The 23,229-nt window shown below is 63.6% G+C and carries 18 protein-coding genes and 2 pseudogenes; 15 read left to right on the plus strand and 5 right to left on the minus strand.

The annotated features are described in order from the left end of the window. Window positions 1-87 precede the first annotated feature (87 nt). Window positions 88-1,026: a 3-keto-5-aminohexanoate cleavage protein gene (locus FUT88_RS11660; protein ID WP_147215233.1), complete on the minus strand. Its 939-nt coding sequence runs from the start codon at window positions 1,024-1,026 to the stop codon at window positions 88-90. A 378-nt stretch (window positions 1,027-1,404) separates the two neighbouring features. On the opposite strand from FUT88_RS11660, the gene FUT88_RS11665 reads away from it, so the two are divergent. After that, window positions 1,405-2,448, plus strand: coding sequence for an AraC family transcriptional regulator (locus FUT88_RS11665; RefSeq protein ID WP_147215280.1), 1,044 nt, complete (start codon window positions 1,405-1,407; stop codon window positions 2,446-2,448). Window positions 2,449-2,827: 379 nt separating this feature from the next. Here FUT88_RS11665 and FUT88_RS11670 read toward each other — a convergent pair whose 3' ends face one another. Both FUT88_RS11670 and FUT88_RS26170 read right to left on the minus strand, forming a co-directional pair. Continuing rightward, a complete protein-coding gene (locus FUT88_RS11670; RefSeq protein ID WP_147215235.1) occupies window positions 2,828-3,739 on the minus strand; it encodes a LysR family transcriptional regulator in 912 nt (303 codons plus the stop codon). A gap of 52 nt (window positions 3,740-3,791) precedes the next feature. Beyond that, on the minus strand, window positions 3,792-3,947 hold the full coding sequence (locus FUT88_RS26170; protein ID WP_186829289.1) for a hypothetical protein: 156 nt from the start codon (window positions 3,945-3,947) through the stop codon (window positions 3,792-3,794). Here FUT88_RS26170 and FUT88_RS11675 point away from each other — a divergent pair. The 8 genes and pseudogenes from FUT88_RS11675 (at window position 3,946) to FUT88_RS11710 (ending at window position 12,479) form a co-directional block, all read left to right on the plus strand. After that, complete coding sequence (locus tag FUT88_RS11675; RefSeq protein WP_147215237.1) at window positions 3,946-4,902, plus strand: dihydrodipicolinate synthase family protein; 957 nt, start codon at window positions 3,946-3,948, stop codon at window positions 4,900-4,902. The genes FUT88_RS26170 and FUT88_RS11675 overlap by 2 nt on opposite strands. 228 nt (window positions 4,903-5,130) lie before the next feature. Then, window positions 5,131-6,573 (plus strand): MFS transporter, encoded by a 1,443-nt coding sequence (locus FUT88_RS11680; protein ID WP_147215239.1) that lies wholly within the window; start codon window positions 5,131-5,133, stop codon window positions 6,571-6,573. 161 nt (window positions 6,574-6,734) lie between these two features. After that, window positions 6,735-7,838, plus strand: coding sequence for a porin (locus FUT88_RS11685; RefSeq protein WP_147215241.1), 1,104 nt, complete (start codon window positions 6,735-6,737; stop codon window positions 7,836-7,838). A 303-nt stretch (window positions 7,839-8,141) separates the two neighbouring features. Continuing rightward, window positions 8,142-9,733: pseudogene (locus FUT88_RS11690) on the plus strand (MFS transporter). Window positions 9,734-9,791: 58 nt separating this feature from the next. Next, window positions 9,792-10,289, plus strand: coding sequence for a MarR family winged helix-turn-helix transcriptional regulator (locus tag FUT88_RS11695; protein ID WP_147215243.1), 498 nt, complete (start codon window positions 9,792-9,794; stop codon window positions 10,287-10,289). Between the two features lie 29 nt (window positions 10,290-10,318). Continuing rightward, window positions 10,319-11,290, plus strand: a complete 972-nt coding sequence (locus FUT88_RS11700) for a magnesium and cobalt transport protein CorA (RefSeq protein ID WP_147215245.1) — start codon at window positions 10,319-10,321, stop codon at window positions 11,288-11,290. Window positions 11,291-11,300: 10 nt separating this feature from the next. Further along, window positions 11,301-11,858 carry a DNA-3-methyladenine glycosylase I gene (locus FUT88_RS11705; protein ID WP_147215246.1) on the plus strand — a complete coding sequence of 186 codons (558 nt, stop codon included), beginning with the start codon at window positions 11,301-11,303 and terminating at the stop codon, window positions 11,856-11,858. Window positions 11,859-11,933: 75 nt separating this feature from the next. Continuing rightward, entirely contained in the window at window positions 11,934-12,479 is a 546-nt protein-coding gene (locus tag FUT88_RS11710; protein ID WP_147215248.1) for an NADPH-dependent FMN reductase, read from the plus strand. Between the two features lie 22 nt (window positions 12,480-12,501). On the opposite strand, the gene FUT88_RS11715 is transcribed toward FUT88_RS11710, so the two are convergent. Further along, window positions 12,502-13,728 (minus strand): CynX/NimT family MFS transporter, encoded by a 1,227-nt coding sequence (locus tag FUT88_RS11715; RefSeq protein ID WP_147215250.1) that lies wholly within the window; start codon window positions 13,726-13,728, stop codon window positions 12,502-12,504. A 94-nt stretch (window positions 13,729-13,822) separates the two neighbouring features. After that, window positions 13,823-14,701, minus strand: a complete 879-nt coding sequence (locus FUT88_RS11720; protein WP_147215252.1) for a Rossmann-like and DUF2520 domain-containing protein — start codon at window positions 14,699-14,701, stop codon at window positions 13,823-13,825. Between the two features lie 179 nt (window positions 14,702-14,880). On the opposite strand from FUT88_RS11720, the gene yddG reads away from it, so the two are divergent. The 6 genes and pseudogenes from yddG to FUT88_RS11750 all read left to right on the plus strand — a co-directional run bounded on the left by yddG (window position 14,881) and on the right by FUT88_RS11750 (window position 22,895). Next, window positions 14,881-15,801, plus strand: a complete 921-nt coding sequence (gene yddG / locus FUT88_RS11725; protein ID WP_147215254.1) for an aromatic amino acid DMT transporter YddG — start codon at window positions 14,881-14,883, stop codon at window positions 15,799-15,801. A 173-nt stretch (window positions 15,802-15,974) separates the two neighbouring features. After that, a complete protein-coding gene (locus FUT88_RS11730; RefSeq protein WP_012430511.1) occupies window positions 15,975-16,130 on the plus strand; it encodes a DUF3309 family protein in 156 nt (51 codons plus the stop codon). A 144-nt stretch (window positions 16,131-16,274) separates the two neighbouring features. Next, window positions 16,275-17,842 (plus strand): annotated as a pseudogene (locus FUT88_RS11735) (efflux transporter outer membrane subunit). Continuing rightward, window positions 17,839-18,984, plus strand: a complete 1,146-nt coding sequence (locus tag FUT88_RS11740; RefSeq protein WP_147215256.1) for an efflux RND transporter periplasmic adaptor subunit — start codon at window positions 17,839-17,841, stop codon at window positions 18,982-18,984. Before FUT88_RS11735 ends, FUT88_RS11740 begins: the two are co-directional and overlap by 4 nt. Then, window positions 18,981-22,076: an efflux RND transporter permease subunit gene (locus FUT88_RS11745; RefSeq protein WP_147215258.1), complete on the plus strand. Its 3,096-nt coding sequence runs from the start codon at window positions 18,981-18,983 to the stop codon at window positions 22,074-22,076. The genes FUT88_RS11740 and FUT88_RS11745 overlap by 4 nt, the downstream gene beginning before the upstream one ends. 48 nt (window positions 22,077-22,124) lie before the next feature. Then, window positions 22,125-22,895: a crotonase/enoyl-CoA hydratase family protein gene (locus FUT88_RS11750; RefSeq protein WP_147215259.1), complete on the plus strand. Its 771-nt coding sequence runs from the start codon at window positions 22,125-22,127 to the stop codon at window positions 22,893-22,895. Window positions 22,896-23,229 lie beyond the last annotated feature (334 nt).

Raw genomic sequence — 23,229 nt, forward strand, 5'->3', positions numbered from 1 at the left:
ATGTTCGGCGTAGACAGCTACACCGATATGGAGGCGTTCTGAAATAAGTTGCTTAGACTTGTGGTCGGTCGTAAGCCGATCACTGATTTAAAAAGAGACTTTGTTTCGGCCTTTCAAACCTAGCATTTGTCGAGCTTCCGCGGGTGTCGCAATTTCGAAAGACAGATCTTCGAGGATTCGCCGAATCTTGCCGACCTGCTCAGAGTTTGATTTCGCTTTGACGCCACGCGACAGATACACACTGTCTTCCAGTCCAACGCGGACGTTTCCCCCCATGATTGCGCCCATGGTGACCAGCGACATCTGATGACGTCCGGCGCCAAGGATGGAAAACTGATAGTTCTCGCGTCCGAAGAGCCGGTCAGCGGTGGAACGCATGATGGCGAGGTTTTCGGGGTCAGGGCCAATCCCGCCAAGAATGCCGAGGACAGACTGGATAAAGAACGGTGGCTTAATTAGGCCGATGTCAATGAAGTACGCTAAGTTGTATAAGTGGCCGACGTCATAACACTCGAATTCAAACCGGGTTCCATACTCATGGAATTCGGTCAGAATATTCTTGATGTCCCGGAAAGTGTTCCGAAAAATCATGTCCTCCATACCTGTGACGTATTCCTTTTCCCAATCGAATCGCCAGGAAGACATCTTCGCTGCGATTGGATGGAGTGAGAAATTCATGGAACCCATGTTTAACGAACACATCTCCGGTTTGGCAACACGGGCGTACGCCAGCCGTTCGTCTAGCGTCATGCGCGTGCTACCGCCCGTCGAGATGTTGATGACGGCGTCGGTTTCGGCAGCGATTGCAGGCACGAACTGGCTAAAAACATCAGGCGACGGCGTTGGACGACCGTCTTCTGGATTGCGGGCATGAAGGTGAAGGATCGCTGCGCCAGCTTGCGCTGCCTCGAGTGCTTGAACCTTGATCTCCTGGGGCGTCAAGGGCAGATATTCCGACATAGAAGGCACGTGCGCAGAACCGGTGATAGCGCATGTGATGATGACCTTGTTGCTGGAGTTGCTCATTTCCATATCCTGTCTATGGGGCTACGTGCACGTCGCCAGCAATGGCATACGTACGAATCTGGCCAATGACGTTAAGAACTGTCGGCAGGGTGCCAATGTGGTTGGCTGGCAAACAGTGTGCGCAGCGACTAACTGCGGCTTGGAAGCTGACACTCAGCGTTGGCGCGCTCGTATTCGTGACTCTGAGGTCCGAAAACGAGGCCTAGTCGAAAGGGGCCCACGAGAGAGGGTGGACATGCTGGTCTCCGATATATGTTCAGGCCCCACGCCTTGATATGGACCTGTCAGTTGTGTCACTGATGGTAGTAAGATGCCGGTGACCATGGAAGGTCTTTATCGGACAAGCTGATGTCCTTAAAGGACATCAAGGGAGGCGTTGTGTTGTCTACCTTTCCGCTGATGAACGAACGGATTTATGCGCCTTATAAGATCGCGGCGCTGGTAGAAGTGTTGGCGGAGCAAGGGATTGCACCCGAGGACAGTCTAAAAGGCAGCGGCGTGTCCGCCGATCAGATTTACGACGCATCCGTGCTGACATCTGTCCGACAATATGCGGCCGTTTGCAGGAATGCTATCGCGCTGTCGTCCGACCCAAGCACGCCGTTCAAAACGGGGGCGCGTCTTCATCTCGCGGCATATGGGATGTACGGCTACGCGTTGATGTCGTGTCTTTCGCTACGAGACTATTTTCGACTGGGCGTCAAATATCATCGGCTCGCAACGCCGACCCTTACGATCGAGTGGACGGAACGCGCCGATAGTTCGGTGTGGACTTTTCCAGACGCATTCTCCTCGAACCTCCCACACGAGGTGCAGCAGTTTCTGCTTGAGCAGCAGTACACGCAGCACGTGACGCACCTTCAGGATGTGGCTGGTCGAAGCTGTCCTCCGATGCTCGCTCGATTCGCATATCCAGCCCCTGAATATGCCGCTGTCTATCCCGAGTACCTAGGATGCCCGTGTGAGTTCGATGCCGACGAATGTCAGCTTATCTACGATAGTTCAGTCCTGGAAATTCAGCCTCATCTCGCTCACCGACATTCCGCGGCGCTGATCCAGGAGACATGCGACAGACTCATCGGGCAAGCAAAGACGTCATCGGGTGTCTCGGGTGAGGTCTATCGTTTGCTCATGAGCAAGCCTGGCGTGTTTCCCGATATGGAAAGCATCGCAGATGCGCTCAAGATGACGACGCGCACACTGAGGCGAAAACTTGAGGTTGAAGGGACTTCGTTTGTCGCCATTATTGACGACGTCAGATGCTCACTTGCTCTCGAGTATCTGAAGACAACGAAACTGAGTACAGACGACGTCGCAATGCTAGTCGGGTTCACCGACACGGCTAATTTCCGACGAGCGCTGAAACGTTGGACGGGAAAGGGTACGGGCGAGCTTAGGGGCAACCGTGCAGATTTGGGGTGAAGTTCCTGTATTGATCCTTTTTCCTACATCATGCAGCGCCGCGCAGACGCCGTCGCTGACTAGACTCCCAGGGCACGCTGAAGTCATCAAAGTCGCCGGGCGCTCCCGAAGGCAGTTGTAGGTCTGTCTTCTTGCCGTGGAACGCGATGGCCTTGTCGTCGACGCCCCGGTCGCCCTGCTCGCGCCGTCCAGCAGCTTTCAATGCAGGACGGAACCCGTGGCCTCACATCAAAACGGGTCGGAGCAAACGCGCTGCAATGCTCACGGGTTCAACGGTACGGTCTCTATATGTGGACGGCAATCTACCCTCGCCCTTCGATGTTTGCGGCGGTCAGTAGCGGACGCCGAAAGAGTTGGCCGCTGGAGCGAGAGCGTCTTATCACTCGTGCTCGGAAACCGCGGTTCCCGTTTGGGCGATCTCTTTGATAAGTTGCATCACCGTGCGGCTGGCAAGCGTCAGGTCACCATGCCGTGACATCGCCAGCGCGATATACCGATAAACCGTCGGATCCACAACCTTGGCCGCTTGCAGCCGTCCTTCGCGCACGGCGTTTGCAATGGCATATGGACCCAGCAGTGCATACATGCCGCCATCCTCGACGATGCGCGTCTGCAGGCTGAGGGAATCCGCTTCCACCACGACGTTCAGAGAGATACCGCGCTGGGTCGCGAGGTGGTCGAGCCAATCCCGCCAACTGCTGGGCCGGCAGAACGAAACCAGCGGTAGATCGTTCACGGCTGCAAACGGCACCGTGGGCTCGGCCAGAAGCGGATCGCCGGGTCTGCCAACCAGGTATGTCGCGGCTTCGGTGAGATAGATGTCCCCGTGCTTGGGTGTCGGGCTGTGCCGGAACAACAGGGCAAGATCGACGCTGCCTTCTTCCAGCCAGGTTTCCAACTGCGCGCCTTGACCTTCTCGCACGCTGAGTTGCACGAGGGGATAGCGCTCGCGCAAACGGTAGTACAGCGTGCTGACCAAAGGATGCGCCGTAGAGGGAATGATGCCCAGGCGTACGGTCCCGATTGGTTTGCCGGCGGAACTTTGAATGTCGTTGGCCAACTGCTCCGTGCCCGCCAGCCATGCCCGCACCTTCGGTGCGATGCGCTGACCCAACTCCGTCAGCACAACGCCGCGACCCGTCCGCTGAAATAGCCGGCCACCGGCTGCGTGCTCCAACTCGGCAATCTGCCTGCTGATATGGGGTTGCGTGGTGCCGTGCGCCAATGCCACTTTGCTCAGGCTACCAAGCTCGGCAGCCTCGATGAACAGTTTCCAGCCCGCGTAATCCACGGTGTCCCCACGGTCTTGATATGTCAATTCAGTATATCTGAAATGCCGGAATTCATTCTTCCGGCATGCCTTGTGCCTCCCTAGACTGCATCGCAAGCACGTTGACCACCCAGGCGTTCCAACGCTTCGCCGGCGACGAGCGCTCCCCGGGCACCGGCATGACGCCGCCCAGGGAAGACCTATCGATCCACTCGTGAGGAGACTCCATGAAAGACATTGATCTGCGCGGCCTCGTACCCGCCCCCGTGACCCCGTTCACCCGTGATGGCGCTGTCGACCACGCGGCCATTCAACGCCTGGGCAAGTGGCTCGGCAGCTTTGACGGTGTGAAAGGCCTGGTTGTGCTCGGGCACGCCGGGGAAGGCACCTTCCTGTCCCAGGAAGAGCAAACCGCCGTGATCGAGAGTTTCGTGAAGTCGGTCGACGGCAAGCTCCCCGTTATCGCCGGCATCACGCTTGAGGGCACGCAGGTGGCCGCGGCTGAGGCCAAGCGTGCCGTCAAGGCCGGTGCCTCGGCTGGTCTCGTCTATCCGTCGCACGGCTGGTTGCGCTTCGGTTACCAAAAAGGCGCACCGCAGGACCGCTATCGCGCCATCTACGAGGAAAGTGGCCTGCCGCTGATCCTCTTCCAGTATCCGGACGTGACCAAGGCGACGTACAACCTGGAGACGCAGCTTGAGATTGCCGCGCAGCCGGGCGTGTTCGCCATGAAGAACGGCGTACGCAACATGCGCCGCTGGGATACCGAAATTCCCGTGATCCGCCGCGAGAATCCCGACCTTCAGATCCTGACCTGTCACGATGAATACCTGCTGCACACCATGTTCGACGTGGATGGCGCACTGGTTGGATACGGCAACATCGCGCCCGAACTGCTGATCGAACTGATCGCGGCCGGCAAGGCGAAGGACTACTCGCGCGCGCGTGCCCTTCACGACAAGCTGTTGCCGATCACGAAGAACGTCTACCACCGTGGCTCGCACATGGAAGGCACCGTCGCGCTGAAGCACGCGCTCGTCGCCCGGGGCATTCTCGAGCACGCCACCGTGCGTTCTCCGCTGCTGCCGCTCGAACCCGGGGCGGAGATCGACATTGCCAACGCCATGCGCTCGGCCGGGCTGACTGGGCCGGGTGCCGGAGTGGCGCAGCCTCTTGCCGCGTAAGGCAAGCAGGCCAAGGCCAACGCCTTGAAGGCGTGGCACACGGTATGCGCTGCCGCGTTGTCGGCGTGTGCACACCAAAAGCAGCACCTGTCCGGGCGTGATACAAGCGCTATCAAAGCGCCACGCCCGGCGCCACAGCCGACCAACGGCTGCCACCAGAACAACAAGATCATCGATGCAGGACGCAACCCGTGGCCTCGCATCAGAACAATGACATCTGGAGACAACATGACCATCACCACGCCCGCCTTGGCACACCACGGCGTGCAGGAGACCGCGCACACCGCCTCAGCCGATTCCGGCTCGCGCGCCGCACAGCTCCTCTTTCGTATCGAGAACGTCCCCTTTAGTCGCTGGCACACGAAGGCCCGCATCATCATGGGCAGCGCCACGCTGTTCGACGCGTTTGACGCGCTCTCGCTGGCCTTCGTCATGCCGGTGCTCGTGGGACTGTGGCATCTCTCACCGAGCGAAATCGGCGTGTTGATTGCCGCCGGTTATCTTGGCCAGGTGGTCGGCGCGCTGCTGTTCGGCTGGCTGGCCGAGCGTCTGGGCCGGGTGCGGAGCGCCACCATTACTGTCGGCCTGATGTCCGTCATGAGCGTGGTGTGCGCGTTTGCCGGTAACTTTCAGATGCTGTTCCTGTGCCGGTTCCTGCAGGGCATCGGCGTCGGTGGTGAAGTGCCAGTGGCGGCGACCTACATCAACGAACTGTCGCAAGCGCACGGGCGCGGACGGTTCTTCATCCTGTACGAACTGATCTTTCCGCTGGGGCTGCTGGCGGCGGCTCAGGTTGGCGCGTTCCTGGTGCCGCGCTTTGGCTGGGAATACATGTTTCTGGTCGGTGGCATTCCTGGCATTCTCGTGGCGCTGCTGATCATGCGCTTGCCCGAGTCTCCGCGCTGGCTCATATCCAAGGGCCGCTTTGACGAAGCCGAACACGTGATCCGGGACATTGAAGCCAGCACGCCCCGACGCAATCTCGACCCGCAACGCGACAGCACCGAAATCGACACGCGAGTCGCCACGCTGCTCGATGGCATCCGCGCACGTCGCAAGGGCTCGTGGAAGGAATTGTTCTCGCCGCTGTACCGGGGGCGGACGCTTGTCGTGTGGTTGCTGTGGGCCAGTTCCTACTTTGTCGCCAACGGCATCAATAACTGGCTTCCGAGCCTGTACAAGACTGTGTATCACTTGCCCCTGCAAGAGTCTCTGCATATGGCGTCGGTGTCGAACGTCCTTAGCACCTGCGCCGTGCTGGTGTGCGCGCTGCTGGTGGATCGCGTCGGTCGTCGGCGCTGGGCCATGGCGTGCTTCCTGATCAGTGGCGCCTTGCTGGCGGCATTGGCAGCGATCGGTGCCGGCAGTGCGCTGTCCGTGATGATCCTGGCGTCTTCTGCCTACGCTGTGATGGGGACGACCACCGTACTGCTGTATCTGTACACGCCTGAAATCTATCCAACCCGCATGCGCGCCATCGGCACAGGGCTGGCGACGTCATGGTTGCGTGCCGCATCGGCTGCTGCGCCCGCCATCGTCGGTGTGGTTCTTGCCGGCTACGGCATCGCCTCGGTGTTTGTCATGTTTGCGCTGGTGAACGTCATCGGCCTGCTGGCGGCCATGCGCATGATCGAGACCACCAATCGAGCGCTCGAAGACATCTCGCCCTAGGCATCACGGCGCCACCGCGCGCCATCCCTCTACCTTCCATCCTGCATTGCCCCAAGAGGGGTCGCCACGTGCGACCGCCTCTCGGCGGCGTACATCCCAAAAAAAACAGACAAAACCCGGCGCGGTGTCACGCGCGGGTACAACACAGAGGAGACCTCACCATGAAAACCACGTCCTGGCTGATCGGCATGAGTATCGGTGCCGCCACCCCGATGATGGCCGCTGCACAGTCCGTCACGCTCTACGGCCTGATCGATACCGGCGTTGAATACGTCAATAACGTTGGGACCACGAAGAGCGGGCTGGTGCGCATGCCGAACCTCACAGGCACCGTGCCGTCGCGGTGGGGCGTGCGCGGCAAAGAAGACCTGGGCGGCGGTCTGCATGCCGTCTTTACGCTTGAATCGGGTTTTGCGCCTGACTCTGGCGTCTCGAATCAGGGCGGACGGCTGTTCGGCCGGCAAGCAAACGTGGGGCTCAGCGGGCCGTGGGGGGAGGTGACGTTCGGTCGGCAGAACACCATGCTGTTCTGGGCGATTCTCGACTCGGACATCCTTGGGCCCAACGTCTATGGCGGTAACGCGTTGGACAGCTATCGCCCGAATGCGCGAGCCGACAATGCCATCGCTTACAAGGGCAAGTTGGGCGGGTTCACCGTGGGCGCCACGTATAGCTTTGGCCGCGACACAGTCAACGCAGGCACGAATCCAGCCGGCACGAACTGCGCCGGCGAACTGGCATCGGACAGCCGCGCGTGCCGCGAATGGTCTGCCTTGCTGATGTACGAAACCGGCAGCTGGGGCATCTCAACCGCGTACGACTCGCTGCGAGGCGGCCCCGGCGCAGCGGCCGGCCTCAGCAGTAGCAAACTCAAGGACGATCGGCTGCTCCTCGGAGCTTACGCCTTATTCGACAAGACAAAGGTGGGCATCGGCGCTTCGTTCCGCAACAACGAAGGTGGCGCGCCATCACACAGCCAGTTGTACTACGCAGGTGCCTCCTACGACATCACACCGGCATTCAACCTTGCAGGGCAGGTCTACTACTTGCACTTCAACAACAGCGCCAACAAGGCATGGCTGGGCGCCATCCGGGGCACCTACGCATTCTCGAAGCGGACGTCGGTGTATCTCACCGGCGGGTACATCGATAACAGCGGACAGTCGAATCTGTCGGTGAGCGCCGGTGGGAGTGGAGGGACGAGCAACCCGGCGCCTGGTGGCAATCAACTCGGCGTTATGGCGGGGGTTAAGCACGCGTTTTAAGAAGTCCCTCAAGTTTTTTTCTCTGAGAGTGCGCGCAAAAACTCGGCTGTGCGAGGAATTGGAGGTCCGTAGGCTTGCGGCAACCTACTGCCAACCTTCGATGACAAAGTCGGCTCTTTCCCAGCTTTTCCGCCCGGGTCAACTCGATTTGGGTGCTTTCAGCGCACTTCGACAGACTTTATTCCCCTCCGACAAGACTTTATTTTCTCCAATCAGCCCATCCAGCAAGCCATCCCGGATCCCGCTATAATATCGTTGACACATCAATCGTTGATGTATCATTTGTATTGCCGCTCCTCCGCCATGGCCGTTCACACCGCGCTTCCCCACTCCCATACCCAGGTTCTGCCGTTCAAGGAATCGCTCCTGGCGATGATCGGCATCTGCTTTGTCGTCGTTCTGGTCGCCTTCGATCAGACCGTGGTCGGCACTGCGTTACCGACGTGGTGGCCGAACTCAAGGGTTTTGAGCTGTACGCATGGGTGGCGACGTCGTATCTGTTGACCTCCGTGGTAACGGTGCCGATCTTCGGGCGCCTGGGCGACTTTTACGGCCGCAAGCCGTTCGTGATTGCCTCCATCGTGGTGTTCACGCTGGCATCGGTCATGTGCGGCATGGCAGGCAGCATGACGTTTCTCGTGTGGTCGCGGGCGCTGCAGGGCATTGGCGGCGGCATGCTGGTCGGCACGGCGTACGCATGCATTCCCGATCTCTTTCCCGATGCGCGCGTGCGCTTGCGCTGGCAGGTCATGCTCAGCGCCTCTTTCGGTATTGCCAACGCCATCGGCCCGACGCTGGGCGGATGGATGACGCAGGCATTCGGATGGCGGTCGGTGTTTTACGTAAACATCCCATTCGGTGTGCTGGGGCTGTGGTTTGCCTGGCGCTTCCTGCCGCACCTGCGTCAGAACATGCACACCGGGCGTATCCGGCTGGATTGGCAGGGTGCGGTGCTGATCACCGTGGCGCTGGGGGCGTTGCAGTTGTTCGTCGAATGGCTGCCGCGACATGGGCTGACGCCGGCGTTGTTCGGCTGGCTGGTGCTGTCGGCAGCAGCGTTTGTGGCGCTGTGGTGGTGGGAGCAGCGTGCGGAACAGCCGCTGCTGCCGTTCGACATGCTGCGCAATCCGGCGCTGGCCGCGCTGTTCATGCTGGCGTTGCTGTCGGGTTTTTCGATGTTTGCGGTGCTGTTCTATGCGCCGTTGCTGTTCCAGGGCGGGTTTGGCATGTCGCCGCAGGAAGCCGGCCTGGTGATCACGCCGCTGGTGGTCTGCATCACGCTGGGCAGCATCATCAACGGGCGCATCGTCACGCGCATTCCCAATCCCAACGCCATGCTGTATGCCGGCTTTGCGCTGCTGACGGCGGCGGTGGCCGGCATGTCGTTGTCGTCCCGGGGCATGCCGCATACGGTGCTGACGTTGCTGATGCTGCTGGCCGGTCTGGGGCTCGGTTTCGTGCTGCCCAATCTGACCGTGTTTGCTCAGCAGACGGCCGGCCGTGCGCATCTGGGCATTGCCACCGCGCTGCTGCAATCGCTGCGCATGGTGGGCGGTATGGTCGGCACGGCGCTGGTCGGCACGCTGGTGAGCGAGCGCTATGCCTCGGGCGTGGCCAATGCACTGCGCGCTGACAGCGCGACGCAGTGGCTGCATCAGCTTGCCGATCCCGAAATTCTCATCGATCATGACGCGCAAGCCGCCTTGCTTTCGCAGTTGCATGCTGCCGGCCACGACGGTGCGGCGCTGCTCGAAGCTGCGCGCCATGTGCTGGTGAGTGCCATCCATATCGGCCTGATCGTGGCGACGGTGGTGGCGCTGATTGGCCTCTGGTATGTGCGGCGGGTACCGCCCGTGGTGCTGCACCATGTCGAGCCCGTGCAACATACGGAATAGGCGAGACACGCCGGAGCGGTTAGGATGCGCGGTTTCCCAGCAATCTCAGCCCTGATCGATGACCTCTGAACGCGAACGCTTCGCCGTCATGCACCAGTTCGGCCGCACCTATCGTGCGTTCATGGCCGCCTTCGAGGCGCATGTGGGCCAGCCGATGCCGCGCTGGCGCATCCTGCTGGCGCTGCACGACAACACCGGCGGCGGCATGGCCCAGAAGCAACTGGCCGAGCGCCTGCAGATGGACCCTGGCGCGCTGACCCGCCAACTTAAGGTGCTCGAGCAGCTCGGCTGGATCGAACGCGCGACCGATGCGCGCGACAATCGCCTGACCAACGTGTCGCTGTCAGATGCCGGCCTGGCAGTCGTGCTCGACTGCATGCCGCGCCGCATCGCCTTCATCAATGCCACGCTCGATGGGCTGCCGGACGACCTCGTCCACGCGTTGTCCGAAGCGCTGGCGCAAATCGAAACACGTCTGGCCGAAGTGCCGGCGCTGGCCACCGCGGCTTCCACCGCATCCGATAGCAAATCCGCAGATCAGCCCGCAGACCGTTAATGCGCGCTGAATGCGTTCCGGAGACAACCATGTCCATGGTGATCAACAGCGCGCTGTACCGCAACGGCAAGCGTGAGCGTGACTTGTCCGTCGAGGCCATCAGCGACGTGCTGCACACGCCGGGCTCCTTTGTCTGGCTTGGTTTGCATGAGCCCGACAACGCGATGCTTGACCGCGTGCAGGAGGAATTCGGCCTGCACGATCTCGCCATTGAAGACGCCCGCAACGCGCACCAGCGGCCCAAGCTCGAGCTGTACGGCGACGTGCTTTTCATCGTGCTGAACACCGCGCAGATAGAAAACGGCAACGTCGTCTTTGGCGAGACGCACCTGTTTGTCGGCCGGGACTTTCTCGTCTCGGTGCGGCATGGGCCGTCGGCGTCGTATTCGCCGGTGCGCGAGCGTTGCGAGCGCACGCCGCAATTGCTGGCCAAGGGCGCGCCGTTTGCGCTGTACGCGGTGATGGACTTCGTGGTCGACAACTATCAGCCCGTGCTGGAACGCCTGCAGGAAGAGTTCGAGCAGATCGAAAGCCAGATCTTTGGCGACACGTTCGATCGCGCGGCCATCGAGCGGCTCTATACGCTCAAGCGCCAGCTTCTGCGCCTGCGCAACGCCGCGCTGCCCGTGGAAGACATCGCCGGGCAGCTCGTGCGCCTGCATGAAGACGTGGTGCCCAAGGAACTGCGCGCGTATTTTCGCGATATTGCCGACCATGCGCACCGCGCGGTGGGCGCGCTCGACGTGATTCGCGAAATGCTGACCACGGCCATCTCCGTGAACGTGGCGCTCGTGTCGGTCACGCAAAACGACATCGTGAAGCGGCTGGCGGGGTGGGGCGCTATTCTGGCAATTCCGACCGTGGTGTTCAGCAACTACGGCATGAACTTCAAGGGCATGCCGGAGCTGGAGCATCCGGCGGGGTATCCCATCGTGCTCGCGTGCACGGCCACCGCTTGCGTGTGGCTGTATCGCAAGCTGCGCAAATCGGGCTGGATCTAGGAGGCAAGAGATGGCGCGTTGCTGCTGGGCGGGCGAAGACCCGCAGATGATCGAGTATCACGACACCGAGTGGGGCGTGCCCTCGCACGATGATCGCCACCTTTACGAGATGCTCATTCTCGAAGGCGCGCAGGCCGGGCTGTCATGGCAGACCATTCTTCGCAAGCGAGCGCGCTATCAGGAAGTGTTCGAGGGGTTTGATGCGGCACGCGTGGCGCGCTTCACGCCGGCGCGCATCGAAAAGCTGCTCGCTGATCCGGGCATCGTGCGCAATCGCGCCAAGGTCGAGGGCGCCGTCATCAATGCGCGGAAGGTGCTGGAGCTTCAGGAAGAAATGGGTTCGCTCGACGCATTCCTGTGGTCGTTTGTCGATGGCAAGACCATCGTCAACCGCTGGGACAGCTATCGCGATGCACCCGCCGCGACCGACGCGTCCAAGGCGATGAGCAAGGCGCTGATCAAGCGCGGTTTCAAGTTTGTCGGTCCGACCATCTGCTACGCCTTCATGCAGGCCACCGGCATGGTCGACGATCACGAAGCGGGGTGCTTTCGCGCCGGCAAGGCATAACGCTCAAAGGGCGCTTCTTGATCGGACGAATCTCCGTTATTCTCGCCAGTCCCAACACTGACGGAGTCGTTTTTCATGTCGCTGAATTTTCTCGGCATTGCCGGTAGCCTGCGCCGCAAATCCACCAACCAGGGCCTGCTGCGCGCGGCATCCACCCGCCTGCCCGCCGGCGTTGAAATGGACGTGGCCGACCTGACGGATATTCCGTTCTACAACGCCGACATCACGGACAAGCCGGCCTCGGTGGTGCGCGTGCTGGAGCAGATCGGGCGCGCCGATGCGCTGGTGCTGGCTTGCCCCGAATACAACTATTCGCTGGCGCCGGCGCTGAAGAACATTTTGGACTGGGCCTCGCGCGAGCCCAACAACGCGTTGCTGGCAGGCAAGCCGGTCGCGATCCTGGGTGCGGGCGGCGGCATGGGCACGTCGCGCGCGCAATACCACCTGCGTCAGGTCTGCGTGTATCTGGATCTGCATCCGCTGAACAAGCCGGAAGTGTTCGCCAACGCGTTTGCCGGTGGCTTTAACGCCGATGGCGATCTGACGGACGAGCGCATTGCCGGCCTGATCACCGAGCAGATGCAGGCGCTGGCCAACTGGACGTTGAAGCACAAGGCTTGATCGAAGCCTTGCGATAGCGATCTCACTCGCCGGCGTGCAGCGTACGGTTGCGTCCGGCGAGTGAGCCCGCCACGAGCGAGGCCAGCGCAATCGCGCTGAACAGCCAGCCCATCACGGCCCAGCTGCCGGTCAGATCGTGCAGCACGCCCATGAGATACGGCCCTGCAGCGGCCATGGTGTAGCCAATGCCCTGCGTCATGGCCGACAGGCTTGCCGCCACGCGCGCATCGGCCGATCGCAGCACAATCAACGACAGCGCCACGCTGAAATTGCCGCCCTGGCCGAGCCCCAGCAAGACCGCCCACCACCACAGCGTCGACAGCGGCGCGTACAGGCAGCCCATCAGGCCGGCCCAGCACATCAGCATCATCAGAACGACGGCGGGGCGTTGATCGCGCCCGAGCCGTGCCACAAACGGCCCGCCCAGCGCGGTGATGAGCTGCACGAGAATCGACACCGCCACCACCACACCCGACTGCACGGCAGACAGCCCGCGGTCTTGCAGGATCACGGGCAGCCAGCCGAACACGCAATACGCCAGGGACGATTGCAGCCCCATATGGAGCGTCACCTGCCAGGCAATCGGCTTGTTCCACAGCGACACACGCTGCAGCCGCGTGGCCGCTCCCTTGCCGTGCGCATGCCGCATATGCGGCCACCAGCCGACAAAGGCCAGCAGAGCCGGCAGAGCCCAGAACGCCAGCGCCGGTTGCCATCCGCCCAGCCATGCCGAAAGCGGCGCGCTTGCCCCGGCCGCCACCGCCGCGCCAAAGCAGAGCGCCATGGTGTAGACGCCGGTCATCAGGTCTGCCTGCCGGCCGAAATCACGCTTGACGATGCCCGGCAGCAGAATGCCCGTCACGCCAATGCAGGCGCCCGCCGCCAGCGTGCCGATGAAGAGCGGGGCAACGCCACCCGCGCTGCGCAAGGCAATGCCTGCCGCCAACGCAATCAGCAAACCGCCCACGGCGCGTTCTGCGCCAAACCGCCGAGCCAGCACCGCGGCGGCCGGCGCAAACAGCCCGAGGCACAGCACCGGCAGGGTCGTCAGCAAGCCCGCCGTGGCGCCAGACAGCCCGGTGCCTGCCGTCACCTGTTTAAGCACGGGCGACAGGCTCGACAACGCCGGGCGCAGGTTCACGCCCACCAGCACCAACCCCACCACCAGCAGGATCAGCGCGCCGGAGGAGCGTGGTCCAGTGGTGTCATGTGCAGCAGGAGGTGGCGGCGAGTGCGGTGTGTGGGACATGGCAGAACAGGCTGGCGGGCAAGCTGCCGATTGTAGGGCGCGCGCCGGATTGGTGCATGGCCGTCGTCCAATCCCAATGATGCCGACCCCGGAATTACGTAGGGTCGAGTCGCGCTGCCAGGTCGCTCAGCACATCTGCGGAGGGTGCGCCGCGTTCGGCAGCCAACGCGAGCGCGCGCCGTGTAAGTGCGGTGTACAGCGCCGCGTGATCGGCGCCAAGGGCATCGAGCGCTTGCAGATGTTTGTCGATCACGCCGCCGTCTCCGCGCGAGACCGGACCGGCGAGCGCTCCAGCCAGGCCGCGTGCACGGGCTGCTGCCAGGGTGCCGTCCACCAGCGGCCACATGGCCGCGACAGCGGCATCGCGGTCGATGCCAGCGGCTTCCCACAGCGTGGCGGCTTCATGCAGCGCGCACAGCAGGAAGCTGGCCGCGTAGTTGGCGCCAGCGTGATACAGGGCGCGTTGCCCGGCGCGCACCTTCAGCGGCGTGCAGCCGAGCCGCAGCGCAAAGCTGGCGAGCGCCGCATCGTGTGGGGCGTCGGCGTCAATGGCGATGGAGGCGCCGCTCAGGCGTTCCGCGTCATCCGGCAAACCGGCAAACAGGAAGAGCGGGTGGAAGCTGGCGGTCTCCGCGCCGGCCTGGCGGGCGGCATCCAGCAAGTTGCGCTCGCCCGCGCCGCTGCAGTGGAGGACAAGCTGGCCCGGTCGCCAGCGCACGTTGCCGACCACGCCCGGGATGGCGTCATCCGGCACGGTCACGAAGACCCAATCGGCGGCATCCGCCACGCCTTGCGCATCGACAGCCTTTGCGCCCGTGGCTTGTGCGAGCCACGCGGCGGGCGCGGCCGACCGGTTTGCAACCGCCACGGTGCGCACACCTGCATCGTGTGCCCGTGTGGCCAATGCCCGCGCCAGCCGCCCCGTGCCAATCCAGCCCACGGAAACGGGCGCTTCGATTGCAAAAGACGTCATAGCAAACCTCGAATTTTTATCGTCAGCATCTTATAGCGAAGGATCATCGGTAGACGAAGATGCGGCTATCGCGCGCGCTGCGACTGCGGCCGGTAAACTGCACGGCTTTACCGGCAGCGCTGGGCCGAGCGCAAGCGAGCGGTTTTCTTCAGGCGGACATGTCAGTGCAAGCAGGTGTTATGCAAAGCAAAAGTCGGGCAACACTCATCGGACTCATCGCCGTGCTGCTGTGGAGTTCGATCGTCGGATTGATCCGCGGCGTGAGCCAGCATCTGGGGGCTGTGGGCGGCGCCGCCATGATCTACACCGTCGCGTCGGTGCTGTTGATGTTCACGGTCGGCTTCAATCAACTGAGGACGTTTTCGCGGCGCTACCTGCTGTGGGGCAGCCTGCTGTTTGTGTCGTACGAGCTGTGTCTCTCGCTGTCGATCGGCTATGCCAGCAGCGGGCGGCAGGCGATCGAGGTCGGGATGGTCAATTACCTGTGGCCGACCTTCACGATGCTGGCGGCCATCGCCTTCAACAAGCAGCGGGCGAATGCGCTGATCGTGCCGGGCGTCCTCGTGTCCATCCTCGGAATCTGCTTCGTGCTGGGTGGGGACCAGGGGCTTGATATCGTCGGCATGGCCGGCAACGTCAAGGACAACCCGCTCAGTTACGGATCGGCCTTTGCAGGCGCGGTGATCTGGGCGGCGTATTGCACCGTGACCAGCCGCATTGCCAACGGCAAGAATGGCGCAACGCTGTTTTTCATCCTGACCGCGCTGGCGCTGTGGATCAAGTTCTTCGCCACGGGCGGCGGGGCGATGCATTTCAGCATGTCGGCGGTCGTCTACCTTGCGTTGGCCGCATCCGCAATGGGGTTTGGCTACGCGGCGTGGAACGTCGGCATCCTGCACGGCAACGTCACCGTGCTGGCGGGCGCATCGTATTTCATCCCTGTGTTTTCGGCGGCGCTGGCTGCGGCGCTGTTGCATGCACCGCTGTCGTTTGCGTTCTGGAAGGGCGCGTCGATGGTGGTTGCCGGGTCGATCCTATGTTGGCTGGCGACGCGCGGTGGTCGTGCAAAGACGTTGTCTTCGTCCAAGTCTTCCGCCTGACGTAAGAAAGGGCGCATGGAGGCCTTCAATGCGTTCGCCATTTCGCAATTAACTGCCGGTAATCCAAGAAAACCGCAGATGGGGCCAGCACGGGAACGGGGCGTGCTAGATGCCGTGTAAGCCGCAGCGCCACGACGGAACGGCGGCATACCAACACAGAAACAGGAGGCATCATGTTGAGCACCATCCTCATCATCGTTCTCATCTTGCTGCTGATCGGCGCACTGCCGTCGTGGCCGTACAGCCGGAGTTGGGGCTACGGCCCGACGGGCGGTCTCGGGCTGATCGTGGTGATCGTCGTCATTCTCGTGTTGCTGGGCTATATCTGACGCCGCGGTGGACGCCGATGCGCGCAGGCTTCTGAGCATCGCCTGACCAGTTGTCGACGGTTGGCTGAGCACCGTGGCAGGGCGGGTGTCTTGCAGACGCTTGACTGGGCATAATCCCAGCTGCGTTCCAGAAGGACACTTCCCATGAAGACAGGTCGGACAGGTCGACTCGCCGGCAACTACGCGCCCGGCAGTCGGGCCCGAGTCGCGCCGCTGGTGCTGGCCCTGCTGCTGGCTGGCTGCGCGGTCGGGCCCGATTACCACACGCCGCCCCTGAGCGGCACCGAAGCCCCGCAAGGCTGGCATGCCACGCTGCCCCACCACGGCAGCCGCATGGCGCTGGCGCGCTGGTGGGAGCAGTTTCACGATCCTGTGCTCACCCAACTGGTTGAGCAAGCCGATGCGACGAGTCCGACGATTGCGCAGGCGGTAGGTCGCGTGCGCGAGGCGCGGGCGAGCGTCTCGACCAGCCGCGCGGCGCTGCTCCCCCAATTGAAGGGTTCCGGTTCTGCCATGCGGCAGGGCGGGTTCGGTGGCAGCCAGTTTGCCGGCGGCGCGGGCGGCCTTTCTGGTGGCGCACTCAACCCGACGCTGGGGCTGGGCACGATCACCACGCTGGCGGCGCAGGCCGACGCGTCGTGGGAGATCGACCTCTTCGGCGGCAAACGCCGCAGCCTGGAAGGTGCCGACGCGCGGTTGACGGCCAGCGAAGCCGATTGGCACGACGCGCGCGTATCGCTCGCCGCCGAGGTCGCCAATACCTACTTGCAGCAACGCGAGTGCGAGGCGCTCGTGAATATCGGCGCGGCAACGCTGTCGTCCCGACAAGAAACGCTGCAACTGACCGAACGTAAATTCCGCGCGGTTTTGTCGCGCCCGCTGACTTTGCGCAAGCGCAGGCCACCGTGGGCGATGCGGTGAATGCGCTGGAGGGCCAGCGTGCGCAATGCGCGCAGGGTATCGACAAGCTCGTCACCCTCACCGGCCTCGACCATGAGGCGCTGAACGGGCTGCTGTCCAAAGATAACGCGCAGATTCCGGCGCCGCCCGATGCCGGCGTGCCCGATGTGCCGGCGCAGGTGCTGTCGCAACGGCCAGATGTGTCGTCGGCCGAGCGCGCGGTGGCGGGAGCCAGCGCCGATATCGGTGTGGCGGTGGCGAGCCGCTTGCCCTCGATCACGCTGGCGGGTTCCATCGGCATCAATTCGTACCGTCTTGGCGGGCAATCGTTGACGAGCAAGTCGTGGTCGTTTGGGCCGTCGGTGTCGTTGCCGATCTTTGACGGCGGCTCGGGCGCGGCGCGCGTGGAAACAGCGCGCGCCCGTTACGACCAGGCGCTGGCCAGCTATCGCGGCAAGGTGCGCCAGGCCGTGCAGGAAGTGGAAGACGCGCTGGTGCGCCTCGATGCTTCGGACCGCCGTGTCGATGCTGCTGCGATGGCCGATGCGCAATACGCAAAGGTGCTGGAAGCGTCGAATGCGCGCTACCGCCTGGGCGCCGGCAGCCTGCTGCAGCTGGAAGACGTGCGGCGTACGGCGCTGCAGGCCTCGCAATCGCTGGCGGCCGTCAAGCTCGAACGCGCACAGGCCTGGGTGGCGCTGTACAAGGCCGTTGGCGGCGGCTGGCGCGACGATGGCTCCAATCCTCATCCCGAAAACAAGACCACTGCGCCGGCCGCACAGGGCGGGGCGCATACCGGAACCGCCTCATGACAGGACAACGAGTTTGGGTGACCGCGTTGGCGGTGTTGCTGGCCGGCGCGCTGGCGGCGTGCGGCAAATCTGCGCCCGAGAACAAGAAGAACGAGCAGACGCCTGCCAAGCCGGCGCTGGCTGTCAACGTTGCGCATCTCGCGCAGGAGGTGTGGCCGCGCGTCGCCACGGCCAGCGGTGCGGTGCAGCCGTGGCAGGAAGCCAGCATCGGCGCCGAGGTGAGCGGGTTGAAGCTGGCGGAAGTGCTCGTCAACGTGGGCGATGTGGTCAAGCAAGGCCAGCTGCTTGCGCGCCTGTCGGATGAAACGGTGCGCGCCGACGTGGCCGCGCAGCGCGCCAGCCTGGCCGAGGCGGAGGCATCTGCCGCACAGGCGGCCGGCGAGGCCCATCGTGCGCATGAACTCGACAAGAGCGGTGCGATCAGCCAACAGGATTTGATCCAGTACGACACGCAGGCCAAGACGTCGGCTGCCAAACTGGCCGCCGCCCGGGCGCAGTTCGAGAGCCAGCAATTGCGTTTGCGCTACACGCGTGTGGTCGCGCCGGACGACGGCGTGATCAGCGCACGCACGGCCACCGTGGGCGCCGTGGTGTCATCCGGCACGGAACTCTTCAAGCTCCTCCGCAAGAATCGCCTGGAATGGCGCGCCGAAATGCACGGCGACGTCCTGCCTCGCATCCAGCCCGGCCAGGCCGCGCGCGTGCGCCGCATGGATGGCGGGGTGGTGAACGGCCGCGTGCGCCAGGTCGCTCCCACGGTGGACGCCAACACGCGCAATGGCCTCGTCTATGTCGATCTGCCGCCGGAAGCTGCAACGTCCGGCGTGAAAGCCGGCATGTATCTCTCGGGCGATGTGCTGCTGGGCGATGCGCCGGCCGCGACCTTGCCGGAGACCGCCGTCTTCTCTCGCGATGGTTACGACTACGTGATGGTGATCGGCCAGCAAGGCCGCGTGCGCCAGACCAAGGTCACGGTCGGCCGCCGCCAGGACCGGCAAGTTGAAATCGTGCAGGGCATCGGCGCGAATGACGGCGTGGTCGCCGCGGGCGCTGCCTTCCTGAGCGATGGCGATGTGGTCCGTGTGGCGGCCGCCGGTGCAGCGTCCGCACCCGCAGCGCCGGCAGCCGGAGCCAAGCCATGAACTTTTCCGCCTGGGCGATCCGCAAGCCGATCCCGTCGATTCTGCTGTTCATCCTGATCACGGTGGCCGGGCTGGTGTCGTTCAAGATGCTGTCGATCCAGAACTTTCCGGACATCGACTTTCCTGCGGTTTCCGTGACGGCCAGCCTGCCGGGCGCCACGCCCACGCAGATGGAAACCGAGGTCACGCGCAAGATCGAAGACAGCATTGCGAGCATCGGCGCGATCAAGCACATCACGTCCACCATCAACGACGGCAGCTCGACCACGATGGTCGAGTTCCAGCTCGAGAAGGATGTGCAGGAAGCCGTGAACGACGTGCGCGATGCGGTCAGCCGCATCCGCGCGCAGTTGCCGTCCGACGTGCAGGAACCGGTTATCTCGCGCGTGACGTTCGCCAGCCTCCCTGTGCTGACGTACGCCGTGGAAGCGCCTGACATGGATGCGGAGGATCTGTCCTGGTTCGTCGACAACACGGTCAACAAGCGGCTGCTGTCGGTGCATGGCGTGGCCAAGGTGACACGCCAGGGCGGTGTGGACCGCGAAGTGCGCGTGCAGCTTGACCCCGTGCGCCTGCAGGCGTTGAACGTGTCGGCGGCGGATATCAGCGCGCAAGTGCGCGGCATGCAGCAGGAAGCGCCGGGTGGGCGCGGCAACATCGGCGGGCAGGAGCAGGCCGTGCGCACGCTCGGCACGGTGAAGAGCGCGCGCGAACTGGCGCAGATGGACATCCCGTTGTCCGACGGCCGGCGCATTCGCCTGTCGGATGTGGCCGACGTGCGCGATACCGCGGCTGAGCCACGCCAGATGGCACTGTTCGACGGCAAGGCTGTCGTGAGCTTCCAGGTGTTCCGCTCGCGCGGCGCAAGCGAAATCTCGGTGGCCAAGGGCGTGCGCGAAGCGCTGGCCGCGCTGCAGGCCGAGCGGCCCAACGTGCATGTGACCGAGGTCTACAACATGGTCAAGCCGGTGTCCGATGCGTACACCGCGTCGATGCACGCGCTATACGAGGGCGCCATCCTGGCGGTGATCGTCGTGTGGCTGTTCCTGCGCGATTGGCGGGCCACGTTCGTGTCGGCCGTGGCGTTGCCGTTGTCGATCATCCCGACCTTCGCGGCCATGCAGTTGCTCGACTTCACGCTCAACGGCATCACGCTGCTGGCGCTCACGCTGGTGGTCGGGATTCTTGTCGACGACGCCATCGTCGAGGTAGAGAACATCGTGCGCCACCTGCGCAATGGCAAGAAGCCGCTGGAGGCTGCCATGGAAGCGGCGCAGGAGATTGGCCTGGCCGTGGTGGCGACATCGCTCACGCTGGTGGCGGTGTTTCTGCCGACGGCCTTCATGGGCGGTATCTCGGGCAAGTTCTTCAAGCAGTTCGGATGGACGGCGTCGCTGGCGGTGCTGGCCTCGCTGCTGGTGGCGCGGCTGCTCACGCCCATGATGGCCGCGTACATGCTCAAGCCGCAGGACGAGCCCAACCGCGACAGCTGGATCATGACGCGCTATCTGCAGGCGGCACGCTGGTGTCTCGTCCACCCGTGGAAGACGGGCGGCATGGCGGCGGCGTTCTTCGTTGTGTCGGTCGCCATCATTGGGCTGATTCCCGCAACGTTCCTGCCGCCCGAAGACTGGGCGCAATTGCAGATGACGGTGGAAAGCCCGCCCGGCAGCACCATCGCGCAAACGCGCGACAACACCGAGCGCGTGCGCAAGATCGTGATGCAGCACAAGGAAGTCCGTCACGTCTATACGGCCATCGGTTCGGGCGTGATGGCCGGCGTGCCGGGCTCCAGCGGCGGCGAGGTGCGCAACGGCACGCTCACGATCTCGCTGACTGACCGGCATGATCGGCACGTCAAGCAGCAGGACGTCCAGCGCCAGTTGCGCGAAATGCTCGAAGGCGTGCCGGGCGTGCGAATCTCGTTTGGCGCGGTGGGCTCCGGCGAGCAACTCCAGGTGGTGCTGACTGGCGATGACCCCGCTACGCTTCAACAGGCCGCGCGCGATGTGATGCGCGATCTGCGTACCGTGCCGGGGCTCGGTGCGGTCACGTCGTCGGCGAGCCTGCTGCGGCCCGAGATCGTCATCCGCCCCGACTTTGCGCGCGCGGCACAGCAAGGCGTGACCGCCGCGGCGATTGGCCAGGCCGTGCGCGTGGCCACCGCAGGCGACTACGACGTCAACCTGCCGAAGCTGAACCTGCCCGAGCGGCAGGTGTACATCCGCGTTGAACTCGATCCGAAGGCACGCAACCAGATCGACACGATCCGCCAGTTGCGCGTGCCGGGCCGCAACGGCGCGGTGCCGCTGGAGAATATCGCCGATATTTCCATCGGCAGCGGCCCCGCGCAGATCGACCGGTATGACCGCAGCCGCAACGTCACCATCAGCGTCGGGCTGGAAGGGCGCGCGCTGGGCGACACCAACATGGCGGTGGAGGCGCTGCCGTCCATCAAGAACTTGCCGCCGGGCGTGCGCCGCATTGCCTCGGGCGATGTGGAGGGCATGCAGGAGCTGTTCAGCAGTTTCTTCCTCGCCATGTTTGCCGGCGTGCTGTGCGTGTATGCGGTGCTGGTGCTGCTGTTCCACGACTTCACGCAGCCGGTGACGATTCTGGCGGCGCTGCCGCTGTCGGTGGGCGGAGCGTTCGGGCTCTTGGCGCTGTTCGGTTTCAGCTTGTCGTTGCCGGCGTTGATCGGCTTGCTGATGCTGATGGGCATCGTCACCAAGAACTCGATCCTGCTGGTCGAATACGCCATCGTTGCGCGGCGCGATCTCGGCATGTCGCGCACCGAGGCGATCATCGACGCGTGCCACAAGCGCGCCCGCCCCATCGTCATGACCACGGTGGCCATGACGGCCGGCATGGTGCCGATGGCGCTCGGCTTAGAAGGCGATGCCGGCTTCCGCGCACCGATGGCCGTGGCGGTGATCGGCGGTCTGCTGACGTCCACGCTGCTGAGCCTGCTCGTGGTGCCGGTGGTGTTCGAGAAGGTCGACGACTTCAAGGAGTGGGCCCTGCGCAAGTTCCGAGGCGTGCGCCATCACGGGCACCGCGCCGAGGCCGCGTCGGAGCACGGTCCGCGCTAGGTGTAGCATCGGGCGGTCTGCCAACGTACCGCGCTGCGGAGACCGCCCATGCCCGATGCTGTGCTCTTCCAGACCGATGGCCCGGTCTGCACCATCCTGCTCAACCGGCCCGAATGCCGCAACGCGGTGGACGGGCCGACTGCTGCCGCGCTGCTCAATGCGTTCGAGCGTTTCGAAGCCAATGACGCGCTGCGCGTTGCCGTGCTTGGCGGCACCGGTGGCCACTTCTGTGCCGGCGCCGACTTGACGGCCGTTGGCGATCCTTCCAGACGCAATCATCTCGATCCTGACGGCGGCATGCACGGCCCGATGGGCCCTTCGCGCATGGCGCTGTCCAAGCCGCTCATCGCCGCGGTAAGCGGCTATGCCGTGGCGGGCGGGCTGGAACTTGCGCTGTTGGCCGACCTGCGCGTCATGGAGCGCGACGCCGTATTCGGCGTGTTCTGCCGGCGCTGGGGTGTGCCGCTCATCGACGGCGGTACGGTGCGCTTGCCGCGCATCATCGGCATGGGCCGAGCGTTGGACATGATTCTGACCGGCCGCGCTGTTTCCGCTGACGAGGCGCTCGCCATGGGGCTTGCCAGTCGTGTGGTCGGCCCCGGTGAGTCGCTTGCCGCGGCGCAGAAGCTTGCCCGAGACATCGCCGCCTTCCCGCAGCAATGCATGCTGGCCGATCGGGCGTCGGCGTATGCGCAGTGGGATTTGCCGTTGGCGGCAGCGCTGCAGCAGGAAGGTGCGCGCGGCACGCCGATGGTGTTTGCCGAAGGGGTGGAGGGCGCCGCGCGATTTGCAGGTGGTGCTGGCCGGCATGGCCAATAACCGAATCGCTCGCCGAGCAGGTTTTGCCCTTTAAAAAGTCAACCCGAAATCCGAGGGGGCTTTGAGTTGACCGATTGCTGCCTTCATCCACCGCGTCAGCCGTTACAATTCGCGCTTTGCTGAGAATAATGGACGCAATGACGTCCAGATAATGCAAGGGTGAGGTGGGAGTTTCGTCGCGGCATACAGCGTTGCCAACGCTGTCGGCGCGCGCATCCGCGATGGGTTTGCCTCTCGCGCGGAGCGGTGCGGCCGATCCAAATTTCCTCTGTTTTCGAATCAAGCGCGGGCCATCCCGTGCCGATAGTGCCTGTGCGCTTCGCGTGAGTGCTCG

The organism is Ralstonia sp. TCR112, from assembly GCF_007997035.1.
Classification (GTDB): domain Bacteria; phylum Pseudomonadota; class Gammaproteobacteria; order Burkholderiales; family Burkholderiaceae; genus Ralstonia; species Ralstonia edaphi.